The sequence below is a fragment of the Stenotrophomonas sp. SXG-1 genome, from assembly GCF_014083965.1.
GTDB lineage: Bacteria > Pseudomonadota > Gammaproteobacteria > Xanthomonadales > Xanthomonadaceae > Stenotrophomonas > Stenotrophomonas geniculata.
Window position 1 is genome coordinate 1,904,840 of record NZ_CP046588.1, and the last position, 18,083, is coordinate 1,922,922.

Annotated in this window: 15 protein-coding genes; 13 read left to right on the top strand and 2 right to left on the bottom strand. The window is 63.2% G+C overall.

What is annotated here, in order from left to right; genetic code table 11:
• Window positions 1-55 precede the first annotated feature (55 nt).
• From GOC52_RS08820 to GOC52_RS08865, 10 genes are all read left to right on the top strand, one after another.
• On the top strand, window positions 56-967 hold the full coding sequence (locus tag GOC52_RS08820; protein ID WP_312660241.1) for a LysR family transcriptional regulator: 912 nt from the start codon (window positions 56-58) through the stop codon (window positions 965-967).
• Window positions 968-1,027: 60 nt separating this feature from the next.
• The gene (gene moeB / locus GOC52_RS08825) at window positions 1,028-2,164 is read left to right on the top strand and encodes a molybdopterin-synthase adenylyltransferase MoeB (RefSeq protein ID WP_191851154.1); all 1,137 of its coding nucleotides are present in this window, start codon (window positions 1,028-1,030) and stop codon (window positions 2,162-2,164) included.
• A 181-nt stretch (window positions 2,165-2,345) separates the two neighbouring features.
• Window positions 2,346-4,178 (top strand): monovalent cation:proton antiporter-2 (CPA2) family protein, encoded by a 1,833-nt coding sequence (locus GOC52_RS08830; protein WP_191851157.1) that lies wholly within the window; start codon window positions 2,346-2,348, stop codon window positions 4,176-4,178.
• 168 nt (window positions 4,179-4,346) lie between these two features.
• Window positions 4,347-5,222: a bifunctional methylenetetrahydrofolate dehydrogenase/methenyltetrahydrofolate cyclohydrolase FolD gene (gene folD, locus GOC52_RS08835; RefSeq protein WP_111098732.1), complete on the top strand. Its 876-nt coding sequence runs from the start codon at window positions 4,347-4,349 to the stop codon at window positions 5,220-5,222.
• Window positions 5,223-5,549: 327 nt separating this feature from the next.
• Window positions 5,550-7,007: an IMP dehydrogenase gene (gene guaB / locus GOC52_RS08840; protein ID WP_005416248.1), complete on the top strand. Its 1,458-nt coding sequence runs from the start codon at window positions 5,550-5,552 to the stop codon at window positions 7,005-7,007.
• A gap of 107 nt (window positions 7,008-7,114) precedes the next feature.
• Window positions 7,115-7,594 (top strand): hypothetical protein, encoded by a 480-nt coding sequence (locus GOC52_RS08845; protein WP_191851426.1) that lies wholly within the window; start codon window positions 7,115-7,117, stop codon window positions 7,592-7,594.
• Complete coding sequence (gene guaA / locus GOC52_RS08850) at window positions 7,591-9,156, top strand: glutamine-hydrolyzing GMP synthase (RefSeq protein ID WP_136639453.1); 1,566 nt, start codon at window positions 7,591-7,593, stop codon at window positions 9,154-9,156. The genes GOC52_RS08845 and guaA overlap by 4 nt, the downstream gene beginning before the upstream one ends.
• Before the next feature lie 459 nt (window positions 9,157-9,615).
• Entirely contained in the window at window positions 9,616-10,452 is an 837-nt protein-coding gene (locus GOC52_RS08855) for a DNA adenine methylase (RefSeq protein WP_191851159.1), read from the top strand.
• 10 nt (window positions 10,453-10,462) lie between these two features.
• Window positions 10,463-12,448 (top strand): ATP-binding protein, encoded by a 1,986-nt coding sequence (locus tag GOC52_RS08860; RefSeq protein WP_191851161.1) that lies wholly within the window; start codon window positions 10,463-10,465, stop codon window positions 12,446-12,448.
• A gap of 82 nt (window positions 12,449-12,530) precedes the next feature.
• Window positions 12,531-13,787 (top strand): hypothetical protein, encoded by a 1,257-nt coding sequence (locus GOC52_RS08865; protein ID WP_238794431.1) that lies wholly within the window; start codon window positions 12,531-12,533, stop codon window positions 13,785-13,787.
• 130 nt (window positions 13,788-13,917) lie between these two features.
• On the opposite strand, the gene GOC52_RS08870 is transcribed toward GOC52_RS08865, so the two are convergent.
• Window positions 13,918-14,274, bottom strand: a complete 357-nt coding sequence (locus GOC52_RS08870) for a hypothetical protein (protein WP_191851165.1) — start codon at window positions 14,272-14,274, stop codon at window positions 13,918-13,920.
• A 548-nt stretch (window positions 14,275-14,822) separates the two neighbouring features.
• Window positions 14,823-15,740: a LysR family transcriptional regulator gene (locus GOC52_RS08875; RefSeq protein ID WP_191851166.1), complete on the bottom strand. Its 918-nt coding sequence runs from the start codon at window positions 15,738-15,740 to the stop codon at window positions 14,823-14,825.
• 96 nt (window positions 15,741-15,836) lie between these two features.
• Here GOC52_RS08875 and GOC52_RS08880 point away from each other — a divergent pair, with 96 nt between their 5' ends.
• The 3 genes from GOC52_RS08880 (at window position 15,837) to GOC52_RS08890 (ending at window position 18,064) form a co-directional block, all read left to right on the top strand.
• Window positions 15,837-16,676, top strand: a complete 840-nt coding sequence (locus GOC52_RS08880) for a type 1 glutamine amidotransferase domain-containing protein (RefSeq protein WP_191851168.1) — start codon at window positions 15,837-15,839, stop codon at window positions 16,674-16,676.
• 98 nt (window positions 16,677-16,774) lie between these two features.
• Window positions 16,775-17,506, top strand: coding sequence for a hypothetical protein (locus GOC52_RS08885; protein ID WP_191851170.1), 732 nt, complete (start codon window positions 16,775-16,777; stop codon window positions 17,504-17,506).
• A 78-nt stretch (window positions 17,507-17,584) separates the two neighbouring features.
• The gene (locus GOC52_RS08890; RefSeq protein WP_238794432.1) at window positions 17,585-18,064 is read left to right on the top strand and encodes a hypothetical protein; all 480 of its coding nucleotides are present in this window, start codon (window positions 17,585-17,587) and stop codon (window positions 18,062-18,064) included.
• Window positions 18,065-18,083 lie beyond the last annotated feature (19 nt).

An 18,083-nucleotide genomic window follows, 5' to 3' on the forward strand; every position in this document is an offset into this window, starting at 1 on the left:
GAATCGGTTGACTATCAAGACAATCGCTTCAATATTTCACGATATGGTGAGCCAAATTCAACAAACGAGCGGAGGGGATCTGACCGCCTTCACCGCGTTCCTGGCGGTGGCGGCGCATCGGAGCTTCCGCAGCGCGGCGGCAGAGCTGAACATCACGCCGTCGGCGATCAGCCATGCGATCAAGGCGCTCGAGCAGCGGCTGGGTGCGCGCCTGTTCAATCGCACCACGCGCAGCGTCTCGCTGACCGATGCCGGGGAGCGCCTGGCGGAAAAACTGCGGCCGGCCATGGCCTCGATCGAGGAGGCCCTGCAGTCCGTGGACACTGAAGCCGGCACGCCGCGTGGCACGGTCCGCATCAACGCCAGTGAGGGCGCCATACGGCTCGTGCTGAAGCCGGTGCTTGCGCGGTTCCTGCGCCAGTACCCGCAGGTCCATCTGGACATCGTCAGTGACGGCCGGTTGGGCGATATCGTTTCGGAGGGGTTCGATGCGGGTATCCGCCTGACCGAAGCCGTGCCCCAGGACATGGTCGCGATAGCGGTGACCGCCCCGATGCGCTTCGCGGCGGTGGCCTCGCCGGCGTATCTGCAGGCGCGTGGCCGTCCACTGCGGCCGCTGGATCTGCATCAGCACGACTGCATCCGTTTCCGCTTTGAAAGTGGGGCGATCTACCGGTGGGAGTTCGAGCACCAGGGCACTACCGAGCGGGTGAACGTCTCCGGGCCGATCACGCTGACGGACCAGCCGTTGATGGTCGACGCGGCCATTGAAGGGATCGGCATCGCCTTCGTTCCCGAGCATCTGGCACTGGAACCGTTGGCTGATGGCCGCCTGCTGCGGTTGCTTGAGGACTGGTGTCCTGAATTTCCCGGCCTTTCGCTGTACTACCCGGGCCACCGCCATGTGCCGCCCGGGCTGAAAGCGCTGATCGGTCTTCTTCAGGAACAGCACGGCGGGCGCGGGTAGTCCGGGTAGCGCTGGGTATTGGTCAAGGCAAGGTAGAGCGGCCTGCGTGATAATGCGGCCATGAGCATCCAAGAGCTTTCCCCCGCGCAGGCGTGCGAGCGCCTGGCCCACGGCGCGGTGCTGATCGATGTGCGCGAAGCGCACGAACGGGCCGGCGGGATGGCCGAGGGCGCGCGCGGCGTGTCCAAGGGCGAACTGCAGGCCGCCCCGGCCGCGCATCTGCCGCGGCACGACCAGGAGATCCTGCTGATCTGCCAGAGCGGCAAGCGCTCGGCCGATGCCACGCAGTTCCTGCTGGAGGCCGGCTACACAAACGTCGCTTCCGTGACGGGCGGTACCGTGGCCTGGCGTGAGCAGTCGCTGCCGCTGGTGCAGCCGCTGGCCAGCGCCGCCGACCGTGATTTCTATGATCGCTATTCGCGGCATCTGCTGCTGCCGCAGGTGGGCGAGGCCGGCCAGCGCCGGCTGCAGCAGTCGCGCGTGCTGGTGCTGGGCGCGGGCGGGCTGGGTGCCCCGGCCGGCTTCTACCTGGCCGCCGCGGGGGTGGGGCACCTGCGCTTCGCCGACCACGACCGCGTGGAGCGCAGCAACCTGCATCGGCAGATCGTGCATACCGAAGCCAGCGTCGGCCAGCTCAAGGTCGATTCGGCGCGCGAGCGGCTGCTGGCGCTGAACCCGTCGATCGAGGTCGAGGCCGTGCCCGAGCGGGTCACCTCCGAGAACGTGGATGCGCTGCTGGACGGCGTGGACGTGGTGCTGGACGGCTCGGACAACTTCCCGCTGCGCTACCTGCTCAACGACGCCTGCATCAAGCACGCCAAGCCGCTGGTGTATGCCGCCATCGAGCGCTTTGATGGCCAGGTAAGCGTGTTTGATGCCGGCCGCCAGCGTGGCGTGGCGCCGTGCTACCGCTGCCTGTTCCCGGAACCGCCGCCGCCGGAGTTTGCGCCGAACTGTTCCGAGGCCGGTGTGCTGGGCGTGTTGCCCGGCTTGGCTGGGGTGCTGCAGGCCACCGAGGTGCTGAAGCTGCTGCTCGGCATCGGCGAGCCGCTGGTCGGGCGCCTGCTGCGCTTCGATGCGCTGGGCATGCGCTTCCGCGAGACCGGCATCCGGCCGGACCCGCAGTGCCCGGTGTGCGCGCCGGGTGTGCCGTTCCCGGGGTATATCGATTACGCCGCGTTCTGCCGGGGTGGGTAACCCCGGCCGGGGATTGATCCACGCCATGCGTGGATGAATGTGTCTGGTTTCGGGATGATGCTGGGGATCGCTCCCATCATCGTTCCACCTCCAAGACAATCCGACGCAACATGCGTGCTATTGCCGTCATCGGCATTGCTCTATTGTTGAACCCGATTCTGGATCTTGGGGAACACACCGCATGGCGGTAGAAGCAGCGACCAGCGAGCTGGTCAAGGTCGTCGCCCTGCTGGGCGCGGCGGTGGTGATGGTGCCTTTGTTCCGCCGGGCCGGCCTGGGCTCGGTGCTGGGCTACTTCGCCGCTGGCCTGGCGATCGGACCGTTCGGGCTGGGCTGGTTCTCCGACCCGCAGGCCATCCTGCATACCGCCGAACTCGGCGTGGTGATGTTCCTGTTCGTGATCGGCCTGGAAATGCGGCCCTCGCACCTGTGGAGCCTGCGCAAGGAAATCTTCGGGCTGGGCACGCTGCAGATCGTCACCTGTGCGCTGGTGCTGACCAGCATCGCCAAGCTGTTCGGCCTGCCGTGGCAGGTGGCCTTCATCGGCGCCACCGGCTTCGTGCTCACCTCCACCGCGGTGGTGATGCAGCTGCTGGCCGAGCGCGGTGACATCGCGCTGCCGTCGGGGCAGAAGATCGTCTCCATCCTGCTGTTCGAAGACCTGCTGATCGTGCCGTTGCTGGCGCTGGTAGCCTGGATGGGCCCGAGCGCGGGCAGTGCCGATGGTGAGGGTTCGCGCTGGCTGTCGGTGGCGATCGGCGTGGGTGCCATCGTCGGCCTGGTGCTGGTCGGCCGCTTCCTGCTCAACCCGTTGTTCCGCGTGCTGGCCGAATCGAAGGCGCGCGAGGTGATGACCGCCGCCGCGCTGCTGGTGGTACTGGGTGCAGCGCTGCTGATGCAGCTGTCCGGCCTGTCGATGGCGATGGGCGCGTTCCTGGCCGGCGTGCTGTTGAGCGAATCGACCTTCCGCCACCAGATCGAAGCGGACATCGAACCGTTCCGCGGCATCCTGCTCGGCCTGTTCTTCCTCAGCGTGGGCATGGCGCTGGACCTGGGCGTGGTGGCCGGCAACTGGCAGCTGATCCTTGGCCTGGTGCTGGCGTTGATGGCGGCCAAGGCGCTGTGCATCTACGTGGTCGCGCGCATCATGGGCAGCGACCACGCGCAGGCGCTGGACCGTGGCGTGCTGATGGCGCAGGGCGGCGAGTTCGCCTTCGTGTTGTTCTCCGCCGCGGCATCGGCCGGCGTGATCAACCTGGAGATCAATGCCAACTTCACCGCGGTGGTGGTGCTGTCGATGGCGCTGACCCCGCTGGTGGTGCTGCTCTACAAGCGCATCGCGCCGAAGCCGACGGTGAACATGGACGGCGTGGACGAGGCCGATGGCCTGTCCGGCAGCGTGCTGCTGATCGGCTTCGGCCGCTTCGGTCAGGTCGCCAGCCAGTCGCTGCTGGCGCGCGACGTGGACGTGACCATCATCGACAACGATGTGGAGATGATCCAGAGCGCCGCGCGGTTCGGCTTCAAGATCTACTACGGCGACGGCACGCGGTTGGATGTGCTGCATGCTTCGGGCGCGGCCACCGCACGTGCGATTGCGGTGTGCGTGGACAAGGCCGAGGCCGCCGACCGCATTGTTGAACTGGTGGCGCACGAGTTCCCGCAGGCCAAGCTGATGGTGCGCTCGTTCGACCGCGAGCATTCGCTGCGGCTGATCCATGCCGGTGTCGATTTCCAGATCCGCGAGACGTTCGAGTCGGCGGTGCTGTTCGGCCAGGCCGCGCTGGTGGAGCTGGGTGCGGACGAAGACGATGCGGTGGAGATTGCCGAGCAGATCCGTCGCCGCGATGCCGAGCGCTTCGAGCTGGAAATTGCCGGTGGTGGTCTGAATGCCGGCGCGCGGATGATCTACGGCAACAGCCCGCAGGGCGTACCGACGCCAACGCCGTTCACCGCGCCGAAGCGGGAGAGCAAGACGCTCAATCCGCAGGATGTGCCGGAAGAGGAAGAATGAGGTGCCGCGCACCGCGCTCGCCGGGCGTGGCCCGGCGCTACCGTGGTGCGCACGGGTGGGGTAGCGCCGGGCCATGCCCGGCGAGCGCAGCGGCCGCCCGGATTGGCGGTGGGCGAGGGGGCCTGAATCAGGGACAATAGCGTCCCCGCCGCCCCACGCCTGCTCCCGATGACTGATTCCGCCGCCCCGCATCCTGCCCGCATCCTCGATGGCCGCCGTATCGCCGAGGACCTGCTCGACAGCCTGAAGGTGCGCGTCGACGCCCGCGTGGCCGCCGGTGGCAGCCGTCCGGGCCTGGCCGTGGTGCTGGTCGGTGGCGACCCGGCCTCGACCGTGTACGTGCGCAACAAGCGCCGTGCCGCCGAGAAGGTCGGCATCGAGGCGCATGACTACGATCTGCCGGCCGGTACCACCGAGGCCGAGCTGCTCGACCTCATCGACCAGCTCAACGCCGATCCGAAGATCAACGGCATCCTGATCCAGCTGCCGCTGCCGGGCATCCCCGACGCGCGCCGGCTGATCCAGCGCATCGACCCGCGCAAGGACGTGGACGGTTTCCACCCGGAAAACGTCGGCCACCTGGCCCTGCGCGAATTCGGCCTGCGCCCGTGCACCCCGCGCGGCATCACCACGCTGCTGGGCCACACCGACCAGCCGGTGCGCGGCCGCAACGCCACCATCGTGGGCGTCAGCAACCACGTCGGCCGCCCGATGGGACTGGAGCTGCTGATTGCCGGCTGCACCGTGACCAGCTGCCACAAGTTCACCCCCAAGGACGTGCTGGAACAGGCCGTGCGCAACGCCGACATCCTGGTGGTGGCGGTGGGCCGCCCGGGCATCGTGCCGGGCGAATGGGTGAAGCCGGGCGCGGTGGTGATCGACGTGGGCATCAACCGGTTGGACGACGGCCGCCTGGTGGGCGACGTTGGGTTTGAGGCGGCGGCCCAGCGGGCCAGCTGGATCACCCCGGTGCCGGGCGGTGTCGGCCCGATGACCGTGGCTACGTTGATGCAGAACACCCTGGAAGCGGCGGAAGCCTCCTGAGGGTAGCGCCGGGCCATGCCCGGCGGATGTTTGCGGCGCCGCTGCGCTCGCCGGGCATGGCCCGGCGCTACCGGGGTTGCATTGATGCCCCGCGATTCCCGCCGACCCGCTCCTGGTAGGTGCCAACCTTGGTTGGCACACATCCATCGGGGCCATCGGCCCATCTGGGGTACCGGTGCCGGACGGGTTGTGCCAACCAAGGTTGGCACCCACCCAAACCCCCCTGAACCAATCACCGCCCGCGCGACACTGCGTCGCATCTACCCCCTGCCACGCGGCGCGAAAACAGGGTAAAATGTCGCGCTTCCCCACATCTCGGGTATGCCGATGCTGCGCATCCAGGCTGAAGCACTCACTTACGACGACGTCTCGCTCGTCCCCGCCCACTCGACCATCCTGCCCAAGGACGTCAACCTCGAAACGCGGTTGACCCGAGACCTGAAGCTGAAGCTTCCGATCCTGTCCGCCGCGATGGATACCGTCACCGAAGCCCGCCTGGCCATCGCCATGGCCCAGCTCGGCGGCATGGGCATCATCCACAAGAATCTCAGCCTGGAACAGCAGGCCGCGGAAGTGGCCAAGGTCAAGAAGTTCGAGGCCGGTGTCATCCGCGACCCGATCACCGTCGGCCCGGAAACCACCATCCGCGACGTGCTGGCCCTGACCCAGGCGCACAACATCTCCGGCGTGCCGGTGGTGGGCAGCGACGGCCAGCTGGCCGGCATCGTGACCCATCGCGACATGCGCTTCGAGACCGAGCTGGACGATCCGGTCCGCCACATCATGACCAAGAAGGATCGCCTGATCACGGTCAAGGAAGGCGCCGCGTCTGATGAAGTGCTGCAGCTGCTGCACCGCAACCGCATCGAAAAGGTGCTGGTCGTCAATGACTCGTTCGAACTGCGTGGCCTGATCACCGTCAAGGACATCCAGAAGAACACCGACTTCCCGAACGCTGCCAAGGACCTGTCGACCCGCCTGCTGGTCGGCGCTGCCGTCGGCGTGGGGGGCGATACCGATCGCCGCGTGGAAGCGCTGGTCGCCGCCGGCGTGGACGTGATCGTGGTTGATACCGCGCACGGCCACTCGCAGGGCGTGCTGGACCGCGTCAGCTGGGTCAAGAAGAACTTCCCGAACGTGCAGGTCATCGGTGGCAACATCTGCACCGGCGAAGCCGCACTGGCGCTGCTGGACAGCGGCGCGGACGCAGTGAAGGTCGGCATCGGCCCGGGCTCGATCTGCACCACCCGCGTCGTCGCCGGCGTCGGCGTGCCGCAGGTCACCGCAATCGACCTGGTGGCCGAAGCGCTGCAGGACCGCATCCCGCTGATCGCCGACGGTGGCATCCGCTACTCGGGCGACATCGGCAAGGCGCTGGCCGCCGGTGCCTCGACCATCATGGTCGGTGGCCTGCTGGCCGGTACCGAGGAATCGCCGGGCGAGACCGAGCTGTATCAGGGCCGTTCGTACAAGAGCTACCGCGGCATGGGTTCGCTGGCTGCCATGGAGAAGGGGTCGAAGGACCGCTACTTCCAGGACGCCGCCACCGCCGACAAGCTGGTGCCGGAAGGCATCGAAGGCCGCGTGCCGTACCGCGGCCCGGTGGGCGGCATCATCCACCAGCTGATGGGCGGCCTGCGCGCCACCATGGGCTACGTGGGCTGCGCCACCATCGAAGACATGCGCAGCAAGCCCAAGTTCGTGAAGATCAGCGGCGCCGGCCAGCGTGAGAGCCACGTCCACGACGTGACCATCACCAAAGAGCCGCCGAACTACCGCGCCTGATGCGCTTGCGAACTGCTCTTGCGATTACGGGCAGCCTGCTGATGGCAGGCTGTTCGTTGTCCGAACCGCCGCCGCGCTCCGGGTCTCCGGGCGCGGCGGTTTCGCAAGTGAAGGACGTGCAGGCGTGCCAGAACGCGTTCTCGCTGCCGAAGGGCTGGCAGGTGCAGGCCGCAGGCGAGCAGCGCTGGCTGCTGAAAGGCACCGGCGAGCGCCCGCTGCAGGTCGTCCTGCGGTGCGTTACCGATCTGGGTGACAGGCTTGAAGATCCTGTGGTCACCGCCGAGCTGGGGCCGCTGGAGCCGAAGCGGATGAGCGTGCAGTCCGCGTTCTGGGGCAACGCCGTGGATTCCGGTTACCCGATGCACACGCTGCAACGGCGCATCGTGCCCGGCACCGAAGTGCAGGAAATCGCCGAGCTGCCGCGCGCCGACCGCGCCAACCCCAACGCACCGCACGGCCTGCTGATGCTGCGCTGGGACGAGGAAGACCCCTCACATATTCAACAACGCGAGGCGTTCATCGCCACGCTGACGCAGAGCCTTGAAGCGCCGGGCGCTGCGAAAAACACCACTGGAACGGCACCATGACCAACATCCATAACGACAAGATCCTCATCCTCGATTTCGGCGCGCAGTACACGCAGCTGATCGCCCGCCGCATCCGCGAGCTGGGCGTCTACTGCGAAATCTGGGCGTGGGACCACAACCCGGCCGAGATCGCCGCGTTTGGCGCCAAGGGCATCATCCTGTCCGGTGGCCCGGAATCGACCACGCTGCCGGGCGCCCCGGCCGCACCGCAGGAAGTGTTCGACAGCGGCCTGCCGATCTTCGGCATCTGCTACGGCATGCAGACCCTGGCTGCGCAGCTGGGCGGTGCCACCGAAGCCGCTGACCAGCGCGAGTTCGGCCACGCCGAAGTGAACGTGATCAACCCGGATGCACTGTTCAAGGGCCTGAGCGACCACGGCGGCGAGCCGAAGCTGAATGTCTGGATGAGCCACGGCGACCATGTCTCCGTTGCACCGCCGGGCTTCACCATCACCGCCACCACCGACCGCATTCCGGTGGCCGCCATGGCCAACGAAGAAAAGCGCTGGTACGGCGTGCAGTTCCACCCGGAAGTGACCCACACCCTGCAGGGCCAGGCGCTGCTGCGCCGCTTCGTGGTGGACGTGTGCGGCTGCCAGACCCTGTGGACCGCCGCCAACATCATCGACGACCAGATCGCCCGCGTGCGCGAACAGGTGGGCGATGACGAAGTGATCCTGGGCCTGTCCGGCGGCGTCGATTCGTCCGTCGTGGCCGCGCTGCTGCACAAGGCCATCGGCGACAAGCTGACCTGCGTGTTTGTGGATACCGGCCTGCTGCGCTGGCAGGAAGGCGACCAGGTGATGGCGATGTTCGCCGAGCACATGGGCGTGAAGGTGGTACGCGTGAATGCCGCCGACCGTTACTTCGCCGCGCTGGAAGGCGTGAGCGACCCGGAAGCCAAGCGCAAGATCATCGGCAACCTGTTCGTTGAGATCTTCGACGAAGAGTCGAACAAGCTGAAGAACGCCAAGTGGCTGGCGCAGGGCACCATCTACCCGGACGTGATCGAGTCGGCCGGCAGCAAGACCGGCAAGGCGCATGTGATCAAGAGCCACCACAACGTCGGCGGCCTGCCGGAGCACATGAAGCTGGGCCTGGTGGAGCCGCTGCGCGAGCTGTTCAAGGACGAAGTGCGCCGCCTGGGCGTTGAACTGGGCCTGCCGCGCACCATGGTCTACCGCCATCCGTTCCCGGGCCCGGGCCTGGGCGTGCGTATCCTGGGCGAAGTGAAGCGTGAATACGCCGAACTGCTGGCCAAGGCCGATGCCATCTTCATCGACGAGCTGCGCAAGGCGGATCTGTACGACAAGACCAGCCAGGCGTTTGCCGTGTTCCTGCCGGTGAAGTCGGTGGGCGTGGTGGGCGATGCGCGGGCTTATGAGTGGGTGATTGCGCTGCGGGCCGTGGAGACGATTGACTTCATGACCGCGCACTGGGCGCATCTGCCGTATGAGTTCCTCGGGACGGTGAGCAACCGGATCATCAATGAGTTGCGGGGGGTGTCACGGGTGGTTTATGACATCTCGGGGAAGCCGCCGGCTACTATTGAGTGGGAGTGAGTTCCCGGCGCCCTTAGTGAAACATTGGAGTGCCCGGCTCTAGTTCAAACTGTTGAATTTTAGCCGCGGGTGGGCGATCGCTAGATTGATTTCTGGCGATCGCTAGTTTCAAAAATTCATTCAAGCGCACATAGAGGGGCGCAGGTATCAAAGCAAGGTGTTGAAGTCCGTCTTTCTGCTGTTTGCTCCGGGATGTGCGCGAGTAGGAAGAGCGGCGGCTGAAGTGTGTTGGGACGTGCAGTTTTGCGGTGATTCCGATTACAGTGGGGCATGGACCTAGGAATCCACGGGGTCTACCTTTCGTGCCATGCCTGTAGGGAAGGCTTGGGTGACGCATTGAGCCTCTGGGTCGACGCAATTGCTCGGAAGTAATGATCGGGCGTGTTGCGAGACATGAATTCCTGCTAGATTTGCCTGGCGGGCTTGGAGTCCGTGGCTATAGGGAGCGAATTGGGGAACATGGAGCCAGTAGATTGCGCCACGGAAGCGCTCAGTCCATTCCTGAAATGGGCTGGAGGTAAGCGCTGGTTTGTCCGGCATCATGGAGGCTTATTTCCTGCTACCTATAACCGGTATTTCGAACCCTTTCTGGGCGGCGGAGCCGTCTACTTCCACCTGCGCCCGCAGCGTGCGGTGCTCAATGATGTGAACCCCGAAGTGATCGCTGCGTATAGGGCCATCAAAGAGCATTGGATTGGTCTTAAGAAGAGCTTGGCCTACCATCAGCGCTATCACGATGCAGACGATAGCTATTATTATGCCGTCCGTGGACGAGCGCCCAAAACATTGGTGCAGCAGGCGTCGAGGATGATCTATCTCAACAGGACCTGCTTTAACGGTATCTACCGTGTCAACCGCCAGGGCGAGTTCAATGTGCCGCGTGGCAGTAAGGATAGCGTCCTGATGGACACCGACGACTTCAAGTCGATGGCCGCCTTGCTAGCCACGGCCGATCTTCGGGTGGGGGATTTCGAAAGAATCATCGATGAGGCCGGTGAGGATGATCTTGTTTTTGCGGATCCGCCATACACCGTGCGGCATAACCTCAATGGTTTTATAAAATATAACGAAATCCTATTTTCCTGGGCTGATCAGGAGCGATTGGCGAGGGCGCTCAAGCGCGCGGCTGCGCGCGGGGCGAAGGTCGTGGCCACCAATGCCAATCATCACTCTGTCCGCTCGCTTTACGAAAGCTGGGATTTCCTGACGCGCTCGGCAAGCCGGTTTTCGCAAATCTCAGCTGACGGCGCAAGTCGAAAGCAATTCGAAGAGCTCATCATTACCTGCAATATTTGAAGGAGTCGCCATGTCCACGCTTGGAAGCTTGATGCAGACCTCGGCAACGCAAGGCAATCCGATCGATGCTTTGCGAAGCTTTCTTGATGCCGAGGCAAATAATGAAGCTGCAAAGCTAGTAAGCAAAATGCGCTTTGTGGGGTACGTACTTGAGTTGGGCTTTGACTCCGCAAAAATCATCACCAGCGACCCTTACAAGCTGGCGGTCGGGGGCATTCCGCGAGGTTCGTTTCTGATCATGACGCCGGTGAATGCTGCCGCTGCACCGGCGCATTTTACCCTCCTTCGCGTCACGGGCGTATCGCCCACACCCCTTAGTAGTCAAGTTCAGCAGACGTATTTCGAACTGCACAAGAAGTCTATGCCTGAACTGGACGTGTGGACGCAAAGCGAATTGCAGTGGGGTGCGCTGGACTGCGACGTGTTGGGCATGTTCTATGCCGATCCCGCTGCGATGCAGCGGCTAGCCTATTCGGGTGATGTGAACAATGTGGTGAGCGCCCATCGCTACAAGGTTTTCTCCCCTGACGATGCGCTGTTGAAGCTGATTGTCAATGGCATGGTCAAGCCAGAGAGCCAGATCGAGATCGGCGCGCTAAGGACGATGGAGTGCGGCCTGTCCAGCGCAAGCACCAGCCGCATCCCTGTTTCAATCTCGATGAGAGATTTCATGGGCTGCCGGACTGCGATGTTCGGCAAGACCCGACTTGGTAAATCCAATGTGGTCAAGCTCATTGCTAAGGGCATGCTTGATGCAACGGCAGAAGATAAGTCGGTTGGTCAGCTGATCTTCGATGTGAACGGGGAGTATGCCAACGACAATCCTCAGGATGGGAACAAATCCATTCGCTCGGCTAATGCGGATCGATGTGAGGTCTATGCTCTGACTACCCGCCCGGAGACGCCATCCAAGCCGTTGCGACTGAATTTCTACGAACAGACCGACTCCGCTATCCAAATTCTTGGCTCGATGCTGGAGCAGGATAACAATACGGCGCACTACGTTAAGAGTTTTACCAGTGCGACACTGCCCTCCATTGAAGGGATCAAATCGCTCCCTGAAGAAGATAAGGTTCGGCCGATCCGGAAAATCCAGATGTTCTGGGCAATTCTGAAGAAGGCTGGCTTTGATATTGACGAGAAGCGGCTACGAGGACTTGGACTGATATCTCGTGTTGCCAAACACTTTGATCCGCATTTTAGCATGGAACTCCGGTCGGCAGCCTATTCGGCCACTGGTGCAGGAACGCCTCCCTCATCGATCGATTCCATTGACCTTCTCAAGACAGAGCTTGAGGTAATTGCTCAGTTTCGCCGTGACAATCCGTCCGATCCGGTGCTTACGTCTAAGAAATCGAAGAAAGCCACGTTCGATCCAGACGACATTGCGTTGCTAGACTTTCTCAGTCCTGCAGCGGGGCGCACAGGTCCAGGTATGCTGCGAGCCTACAAGGCTTTTCACTCGCCGCATGCTGGCGACTTTATCAATGAGATCCTAGCCCTGCTGGATAACGGGCTTACGGTTATCCTCGACCTTGGCAATGCGACAGATGAAATACGGCGCTATTTTGCTGACATGCTGTCCAAGGCTGTATTCGCGCACCAGGAGCGCAAGTTTGTCAGCAATACCTTGGGTGGGTGTTTTGTGCAGCTGTACTTCGAGGAGGCTCATAACCTATTTCCTCCGGATTCGCGAGACCTAACAGGCGTCTACGCTCGTTTTGCGAAGGAGGGTGCGAAGTTCCACATTGGCATGGTGTATTCGACCCAGTCGCCCTCCACGATCAACAAGGACCTGTTGGCTCAGACAGAGAACTTCTTTGTCGGCCATCTCTCCAGTCAAGATGAGGCGCGTGCGTTGGGTCGGGTGCAGATCGCCTTCGAAGGCATCGAGCAGGATATCCTTAGGTCCAAGACCCCAGGGTATATGCGCATGTTGACGATGTCGCACCGGTTCGTCATTCCTGTGCAGGCAAACAAGTTCGAGGCGATCTGACATGCCTTACAGTGGCGGGACAAGGTTGCCCTTCGAGTCGGCCTCCAAGTTGGGCCATCTATCGGTGGTTCAGAGCACGTGGGTGAAGGAGCTGGTCAGGGATTTCGAGCAAGCGAAAGCACCAGCAACGGATAACTCTGGCACTTTATGGCAGACCATCGACACTCAGGGTGTACTGCCCCTGCGGAGCGTCTGGGCAGTAGATGGCTCCTTCGTTGCGGTGCGATCAGAAGGGAAGCCGCCCAAGGAAGTCGCGTTCGTCAAGACCGCGCTCTTGCTGGTCGATCGAGTCAAGATTGATGCGATCGACAAGGAGAATCCGCACCCGCTTTTGCTGCAGGATGTTCTCAGGGGCAGTGCGATCTATCATTCCACTGTGTTTCCGCTCAAGAACGTGCGCACCACGCTGGGAAGCAACTACGACGCTGTCCGTCACATTGTCCGAGACTCGTTCAAAATCGATCAGGGTGGGGCGTTCTTCGACACACTCAAGTGGCTGGTCTACAAAAAGTGGTCCGATGGCACTTCGTCGTCCCCTTCCTTCGAATGCCCGCATTGCCATACCTTGATCGATGGCTTGCCTCACGATGCCGACGAAGGTACTTGCGATCATTGCAAGCAGGTCGTCTTTGTGTCGGACCTGATTGGCTTCCATCTCGACATGGATGAGGACAGTGCGCCAGATTCGGTCGCATCGTCCTACATGCTCGTCATGGAGCATCTGATGCTTTTTACCGCCATTCGGGTCGCATGGGGGCACACCGACAAGTCGTTGGTCGGCGAGACTTTATTTATAAAGGACGGCCCGTTATCGCTCCGTAGCCAATATTCCAAGCTCGTCCCCAACATCCGCGAGTTTCTTTCCTTCGCCGTGAAGCAAGGCAGGGCTGTGCACATCATCGGACAGGAAAAGAGCGGTGCCTTCGTCGATCACTTGCAGTCAATCGTGCACTTCGCTGCTCCGCACGAGCGGGGAGAGCGGGGTAGCTATGCCGCGTTGGATCACAATTATGTTCGTCGCGAGGTCTATCGCTCGCCAGATTTGTCTAATCCCTATGGGAAGCGTACAAATTGGGGGGAGAAGCTATTCGTCAAGTTGGACCCGGGAATGTCCATGGTCCTGAATGTTCCAACGGGAGACTACATTGATGCTGGAGACCGACCGGTCCCTCAGGACTTGATCGGGCTTAAGCGAATCTTGGCTACTCTGCCATCGATAGTCAGCCATAAATTTGAGGGGGCACTTTTCCCCGTTGAGCTCGCCAATGGCATCGCGTCTATGTCGAGCTACCCGTCAGCTGCAATCCTGGCGAAGTTCTTGGAAGACCAGTCACCCTAATGACGAGAGGTGCCTGGCGATAGATTTGAAAAGAGTGTTGCGGGCGCTGCAGTTGTTGCCTTGTCATCCTCGCGCAGCGGTGCTGGTCTCAGCATCCGATATCTATGTGGCCTAGGGTGATCAGTGAAGATCACCCCGGCCTTACCTCATGGCAAGCCCACTCAACCAGCCCCCGACAAGCCAGAAACAGTCCATCCACAACTCCCTCATCCAGATGCCGCTCCGGCTCCGCTGCCACTCGGCAGCGATCTGCCGCGTGGAGCAGCTCCAGGACCGTTAGCGCTCCCACCATCGCGCGCTCACTCCTCGCCAGGCTCACGCGTCGGCCGGGTGACACGTCGGTTTCTGGCCAGGGGTGCCCATCGGCTCCCTCGCAGCCGCGCATGCGCTTGAGGATGCCGAGGAGGTAGTTCAGGTCGGGCAGGGGAGTGTCGTCGTTGATGGGCTCAACAACGGTGTACGAAGAGAAGGTGTCGGATTCGTTCATGGCGTCGGCTTCCGTGGCTGTGCTTAACAGCGCCACCGTGAAGAGGTGGCGGACGATGCGTGGCTGCAAACCGGGACGAAGCAACGAATGACCGGTGGGTCCGAGGACCCCCACGCACCGCCCGCCAGATAGGCCGACGGATTGCCCGCCGGCACCGGTTAAGGACGGTGCCGACGGGCAAGCGTAAACAACAGTCGTTGCTCATCGCGGGTTTGCAGACCCGGAGCCACCCGTTGTCGGTGGCACGTCATGGTGTTTACGCCGCCGCTCCGAATGCCAATAGAAATTCGCGAAGGAATCGCGGAATCCGAGAGCGAAGAACTATTGTGGCACGCACCATTCGTGCAGCACGCGACACCGCCGGATGCATTCGCGCAGCTGCTCTGCTGATGGCGAATCAAACTGGCGCAATCGCCCATGCCACAAGCGAATAGCGCGACAGCCTTCTTTGCAACAGTTCTTAGTCCGCCTCGCCAATCAACGGCGCGCGATCAGCCGCAAACCTCGAAAATCGGTTCAAACCCGACACCGTTAACAAGCTCGCAGCTTCAACCAACGCCCTTTTCAGCCGCATTCCCCACCAGCAACTCAATCATCGCCCGTGCCGCCGCCGACTGCCGCCGATGCGGCGCATAGATCACCGAGAACGGTCTTGACCGCCCTCGCAGCTGCGGCAGTACTTCCACCAGCTGCCCACGCAGCAACCGCTCGCGCACGATGAACTCATAGCTCTGGCAGATACCGATGCCCTGTTCGGCCAGCGACACCACGCCCAGCACATCGTCGGAAGTCTCGATGGACGAACGTGGCAGCCAGTCCACGTCGCGCCCGCCGTCGCGGAAGATCCACGGCGCCAGCCGCCCGGTGCGCGGCATCACGAAGGGCAGGCACAGGTGCTGCTGCAGGTCGTCCAGCGTCTGCGGGGTGCCGCGGCGCTGCAGGTAGTCCGGCGCGGCCACCAGCAGCAAAGGGGCGTCTTCCAACTTTCGCGCTACCAGCCCGCTGTCCGGCAGCTGGCCCAGGCGGATGGCCAGGTCGAAGCCTTCGGCGACCAGATCCACGTTGCGGTTGGTGATGTTCAGTTCCACCTGCACCTGCGGGTACTGCTGTGCAAAGCGCGCCAGCACGGGCGGCAGCCGGTAGTGGCCATAGGTGGTGGGCACGCTCAGGCGCACGCGGCCGGCCAGCGCACCGTCCTGGGCCAGCACGTCGCGTTCGGCGTCGTCCAGCAGGCCGAAGGCGGTGCGCACCTGTTCCCGATAGAGCCGCCCGGCGTCGGTCAGGCCCACGCGGCGGGTGGTCCGCTGCAGCAGCTGCCGGCCCAGCCGCGCTTCCAACCGGGTGACCGCGCGGCTCAGCACCGAGGGCGTGGTGGACAGCGCCACCGCCCCGGCGGTGAACGAGCCGTGCTCGACCACCGCCAGGAACACCTCCACATCGCCCAGGTAATCGAACTTGCGGCTCATTTGGCTCTCCGGGGAACAGATGTTTTGCGATGGGGCCAATTTATCGCCGCTGGGGCGATGAATAAAGTGGCCGCCATTCCCCGATAGGAGCTCCCCATGAACCTGATGACCCGGCTGGCCGCAGCGCTGGCCCTGACCCTGGCTGCCAGCGGCGCCCATGCCGCCAACGTGCTGGTGGTGCTGTCCGACGAAAACCACCTGGACCTGAAGGACGGCAAGGTGCTGTCCACCGGCTTCTATCTCAACGAGTTGATGCAGCCGGTCAAGCTGCTGCTGGACGCGGGCCACCAGGTGACCTTCGCCACGCCGCAGGGGCGGGCGCCGACGGTGGATGCGTCCTCGGTGACGCCGGCGTACTTCGGCAACGATGCCGCGCAGCTGACGCTGCACAAGGCGCTGCTGGAGAAGCTGGCGCTGACCTCGCCGACGGCCTCGCCGGTGGTCAGCCTGGCGCGCATCGAGCAGCAGGGCTACGCGCACTTCGACGCGGTCTACATTCCCGGTGGCCACGCGCCGATGCAGGACCTGCTGAAGAGCCCGGCGCTGGGCCGGTTGCTAGCCGACTTCCACCAGCGCAACAAGACCACCGCGCTGGTCTGCCACGGGCCGATCGCGCTGCTGTCCACGCTGCCGGATGCGGCGGGTTTCGTGGCAACTCTGGAAGCGGAGGCGATGCCGGCCATGCCGAAGTGGATCTACAGCGGCTACCAGATGACGGTGATCAGCAACCAGGAAGAGGAGCAGGCCAAGCCGCTGCTGGGCGGCGGTGAGATGAAGTTCTACCCGCAGACTGCGTTGCAGCGGGCGGGTGCGAAGTTCAGCAGCAATGCCACGCCGTGGACCGGGCATGTGGTGGTGGACCGCGAGCTGATTACCGGGCAGAACCCGGCCTCGGCGCTGGAGGTGGGGCAGCGGTTGGTGGAGCGGTTGAAGTAGGGCGGGGCCTGCATCGCGTGCGGTGCCGTGGCACCATGGCGGACTGGCCTCGTCCTTCCGGGCGGGGCCGGTTTTCCACGGAAGCTCTAGAACACGACATGCGAACGTCTTTTTTCATTCTCTCCGCCTTGTGCCTTGGCCTGCTGTCCGGCTGTGCCAGTGGCCCGGAAGAGCACGCCTCAAGCCGCGAGATCACCAGTGCGTTCGTGGCGGACGACGGCCAGCTGTACCTGCTGCCGCGCTATGACGAGCCGATGCGCTTCAATGCCGCGCCGTTCCGCGAGTACCGGGCGCTGATGGACAGCCCTCTGCGCGAGGCGGTGGCCTGCGCGCAGATGTACTTCCATGAGGATTGGCGCGACCCGGCCAACAAGGCCAAGGTGCACGGCAGCTATGCGCTGCTGCTGCGGCCGGAGCAGGTGACGCCGGAACAGGCCGCGCAGTTCAAGCTGGAGCGGATTGAGGTCCCCTCGCGTGAGGCCAAGGCCGTGGAGGAGCGTGCGCGCTACTACCTGCCGATGGACCGGACCCGTTACGCGCTGGCATTTGACCGGGCCTGCAATCTTTCCAAGAAGGGAGGCAGCTATTACAGCGCGCTGTTCGAGGGCCACGGCGAGCGGGTGAAGTTGCCGGATGCTGCGGCGCTGGCGGAGAAGGGGAAGCTGGCACAGCCGATCAATGCGCGGGCGCAGCGGATCCTGCCGGAGAGGGAGGACAAGCCGGGTGTGGGTTCGGCGGCTGGCAAGGTGCTGGGCGCGGCGTTGATCCCTGTGGCGGTGCCGGTGTTTGTGTTGAGCCTGCCGTTCCTGGGGCCGGATCATTGGAAGTGATGGGGCGTTGAGGGAGAGCATCCACGCGTGGCGTGGATCTACTTGGGTATCGCCTGAAAATTCATCCTGGAGATCTGTGTGCCCAGCACGCTGGAAACTGTTTTGAAGACCGCAGGTTTCATTGTCCTCGCGGCACTTCCGTTGGGGATCCTTTGGTTCATCCTTCGGCGAATGTCGGCAACTGCTCGCTCGTCCGTGAAGTCGGGGCTGCGTTTGGATCCTCCTCGCCGGATCTCCGGAACATCCATGACCTTGGTGATGGTGGATGGCAAAGAGGATCGCGAGCACTACTTCTTCGATACGGAAGCTTTCTACCTGCGGCGGGGACCGGTTCCCACGGCAGTTCCGCTTTCGCAGATCACCTCAGTCACCCGAACGTCCGACGTCATCTATGCGCGCTATGTCTGGCAGGTATGCTTCAGCAGAGCATCGGGTAAAAAGTGCGTGACGTTCACCAACAACCTTTCGCTGTTCAACCGCGACTTTCTGCTTTTTCTGGAGGCGGTGCGGAAGGCCAATCCGCTCGCGACCGTTGAGCGAGCGAGTCTGTTCTTCTGATTGTGCGGCGATATCAATA

Bases quoted from the DNA above. Each gene is read 5' to 3' on its own strand.
- moeB (WP_191851154.1), top strand. From the start codon at position 1,028: ATGAGCATCCAAGAGCTTTCCCCCGCGCAGGCGTGCGAGCGCCTGGCC.
- GOC52_RS08830 (WP_191851157.1), top strand. From the start codon at position 2,346: ATGGCGGTAGAAGCAGCGACCAGCGAGCTGGTCAAGGTCGTCGCCCTG.
- folD (WP_111098732.1), top strand. From the start codon at position 4,347: ATGACTGATTCCGCCGCCCCGCATCCTGCCCGCATCCTCGATGGCCGC.
- guaB (WP_005416248.1), top strand. From the start codon at position 5,550: ATGCTGCGCATCCAGGCTGAAGCACTCACTTACGACGACGTCTCGCTC.
- guaA (WP_136639453.1), top strand. From the start codon at position 7,591: ATGACCAACATCCATAACGACAAGATCCTCATCCTCGATTTCGGCGCG.
- GOC52_RS08855 (WP_191851159.1), top strand. From the start codon at position 9,616: ATGGAGCCAGTAGATTGCGCCACGGAAGCGCTCAGTCCATTCCTGAAA.
- GOC52_RS08860 (WP_191851161.1), top strand. From the start codon at position 10,463: ATGTCCACGCTTGGAAGCTTGATGCAGACCTCGGCAACGCAAGGCAAT.
- GOC52_RS08870 (WP_191851165.1), bottom strand. From the start codon at position 14,274: ATGAACGAATCCGACACCTTCTCTTCGTACACCGTTGTTGAGCCCATC.
- GOC52_RS08875 (WP_191851166.1), bottom strand. From the start codon at position 15,740: ATGAGCCGCAAGTTCGATTACCTGGGCGATGTGGAGGTGTTCCTGGCG.
- GOC52_RS08880 (WP_191851168.1), top strand. From the start codon at position 15,837: ATGAACCTGATGACCCGGCTGGCCGCAGCGCTGGCCCTGACCCTGGCT.
- GOC52_RS08885 (WP_191851170.1), top strand. From the start codon at position 16,775: ATGCGAACGTCTTTTTTCATTCTCTCCGCCTTGTGCCTTGGCCTGCTG.